The following is a 2,794-nucleotide window of genomic DNA, read 5'->3' as shown; positions in this document are numbered from 1 at the left end:
GAATACGCCTATGTCCAGACCTGTCAAGCTTAGTGAAGCCGAGATCCAGGCCAGGCTGGAAAACCTACCGGGCTGGTCCTTGCGGGATGGAAAGCTGCACCGCCAGTTTCAGTTCCGCTCTTTCGTCGAAGCCTTTGGCTGGATGAGCAGTGTGGCCTTGGTGGCTGAGAGCATGGGCCACCATCCCGAATGGAGCAATGTGTACAACCGGGTGCGGGTGGATCTCACAACCCACGATGCCGGGGGCATTACGGAGCTGGACTTTATCCTGGCCCAACGCATGAACGAGTTGGCCGGCTAAACCCTTTCTTGGCAGCAGCCTGGGCTAGGGATGTCCCTGGCGCAGAGGTGGGCTGAGTTGTGTTGGAAGCTGCCTCCCTCTGATAGACTAAGCCTAAGGTTAAGAAATGATAATTTTATGAACGTGCTGGTTGTGGGGGCAACGGGAACCCTGGGCCGTCAGGTGGTGCGGCGGGCCATCGAAGAGGGACATCGGGTTACCTGTCTGGTGCGAAATCCGGCTAAGGCTGCTTTCCTAAGCGAATGGGGGGCCCACCTCAAAGTGGGGAACCTGCTGCAGCCAAGCACGCTCCGAGAGGCCATGGAAGGAGCTGAGGCGGTGATTGACTGTGCCACCGTGCGAGTAACCGACACCCTCAGCACCCGCCAGGTGGATTGGGATGGCAAGGTGGCCTTGATTAACGCTGCTCGGGCCGCCCAGGTGGGGCACTTTATCTTTTTCTCTATCATGGGTGCTCAGCACGAATACCCCAATGTGCCCCTGATGAATTTTAAGCACCACATTGAGAAGTATTTGATGGGATCCCCACTGCCCTACACCATTTTCCGGGCGGCGGGCTTTATGCAGGGATTGATTGGCCAGTACGCCATCCCCATTCTGGAAGAACAGATTGTTTGGGTAACCAGTGAAAGCACCCCCATAGCCTACCTCGACACCCTAGATGCAGCTCGATTTGCCGTGCGAGCCCTCAGCGTTGAAGCAGCCAAGCAGCAGGTCTTTCCCTTGGTGGGACCCAAGGCCTGGACTTCCCAAGAGGTCATCGCTCTCTGTGAGCAGCTTTCCGGCAAAAAGGCCAAGGTTCGAACCATACCACTGGGGGTCTTGCGGGGAGCGCGCAGGGTGGCCCAGTTTTTTCAGTGGAGCTGGAACATTGCCGACCGGCTGGCGTTTGTGGAGGTAATTGCCGCCAAAGAGCCAATGCACGCCGACATGAGGCCTGTGTGCGAAGCCTTGGGTATTGAGTTGGCTTCCCTGACCTCCCTTGAGGACTACCTGGCTGACTATTTCCAGAGAATGCTGAAGCGGATCCGCGAGCTGAAGGTTAAGCAGCCCAAGGTCAAGACACCTTTCTAGATGGCTGCCAACCAGGGGCTGAGGCAAAAGAAGGGGGAGAGCGTAAACTGGAGAGCAGACCAGCATCCTGCCTAGTTCTCCTTGGTTTTTTCAACCCCAGCCTCCCCCTATGAGTGCGTCGTTGGGCCGCTCTGTAGCAGGGCCTGCCGTGCAGCCTGCGCCGGCGATTGGCGTCCCTGGGGGGAGCAAAACCTATCGCACCGGCTTTTGGCTAAACAAGGTGGTCAGCCCCCTCAAGGATTTTTCGCTAACAGTGGCCCGTGGCGAAACCTTTGGGCTACTGGGGCCTAATGGAGCTGGCAAAACCACCACGATCAAGTGTCTGCTGGGCATTGTGGAGCCTACCAGCGGCAGGGGTATGCTCCTGGGCAAACCCCTGGGGGATCGCTCCATCAAGCAGCAGGTGGGCTATCTTCCGGAAAACCCTTACTTTTACGACTACCTAACTGCCTGGGAGTTTCTCCATTTTGCGGGCAAGGTCTTTCGCTTGTCCGATAGCCTCCTCAAGGAGCGGATCCCGCAACTGCTGGAGCTGGTGGGGCTTTCCCTAGATACGGCCCGCAAAAAGCCAATGCGCACCTACTCCAAGGGCATGCTGCAGCGCACTGGCCTAGCCCAGGCCCTCATCAACGACCCAGAGCTGGTGTTTCTGGATGAGCCGATGTCGGGGCTGGATCCCATAGGCCGCTACCAGATGCGCGAGATCATCTTGTCTCTCCGGCAACAGGGCAAGACTGTGTTTTTCAACAGCCACATCCTGGGCGATGTGGAGGTAATCTGCAACCGCATTGGCATTATTGTCGGCGGCAAGTTGGTGCAGCAGGGAACATTGGACGAATTGCTGGGCCAGAGCAAAAGCTACCGAGTGCAAGGGCAAGGTGGCGCTATTGACCAGTTCCGCGACTGCCTCGAGCATTTCTCGATCCAGGGATCCCATTGGTCGGGGGAATGGAAGGGATCCCTGCCGGAGCTGCTCACTCTTTTAAGCCAGGCGGGGGCAGTGGTGACCGACTTGCACTGGCAACGGCAGTCGCTAGAAGAGTTCTTTGTCGAGCAGGTGCGGGCCATTGAAGGGGAGCGCCCCCTCTCCGCCTAGCTCTACGGCGCAGAGGCGACCTGGAGTTGCACCGCTGATCTGGCTGATGTCCTTGCAGGATCCCTGGAGTGGATGCAGACCATAGGGGGCGGGTGGGCCACCCGCAGCTCCACAGGCCGCCTGCAGCTCCTTTTGCCAAGAGATCTCGCTGCCCCGATACAATGCAGCAGGGCTCTGCTATGGTCGGGGATCCGCTGCGACTGTCCTTAGCCGAAGATTAGTTCTCACGCGCTGCCTGCGCTCTTGCCGGATCCCGACTCAGCAATGACGGTGCGGTAGTACTCCTCCAACTGTTGTGTGGCTGCCGACCAACTCCAGCGCTC

At 58.3% G+C, this 2,794-nt stretch carries 3 protein-coding genes; all 3 read left to right on the top strand.

The genetic code is table 11. The features are described 5' to 3' along the window. Window positions 1–10: 10 nt before the first annotated feature. The gene (locus tag NW827_RS07290) at window positions 11–301 is read left to right on the top strand and encodes a 4a-hydroxytetrahydrobiopterin dehydratase (RefSeq protein ID WP_414404304.1); all 291 of its coding nucleotides are present in this window, start codon (window positions 11–13) and stop codon (window positions 299–301) included. 117 nt (window positions 302–418) lie between these two features. Further along, window positions 419–1,375, top strand: coding sequence for an NmrA family NAD(P)-binding protein (locus tag NW827_RS07285; protein ID WP_414404305.1), 957 nt, complete (start codon window positions 419–421; stop codon window positions 1,373–1,375). Window positions 1,376–1,484: 109 nt separating this feature from the next. Next, a complete protein-coding gene (locus NW827_RS07280) occupies window positions 1,485–2,471 on the top strand; it encodes an ABC transporter ATP-binding protein (RefSeq protein WP_414503497.1) in 987 nt (328 codons plus the stop codon). The last annotated feature ends 323 nt before the right edge of the window (window positions 2,472–2,794 follow it).

The organism is Synechococcus sp. H70.1, assembly GCF_047502705.1.
Taxonomy (GTDB): domain Bacteria; phylum Cyanobacteriota; class Cyanobacteriia; order Thermostichales; family Thermostichaceae; genus Thermostichus.
Note: the sequence above shows the minus strand (reverse complement) of the source record. Positions and strands in the feature narration are given on the sequence as shown.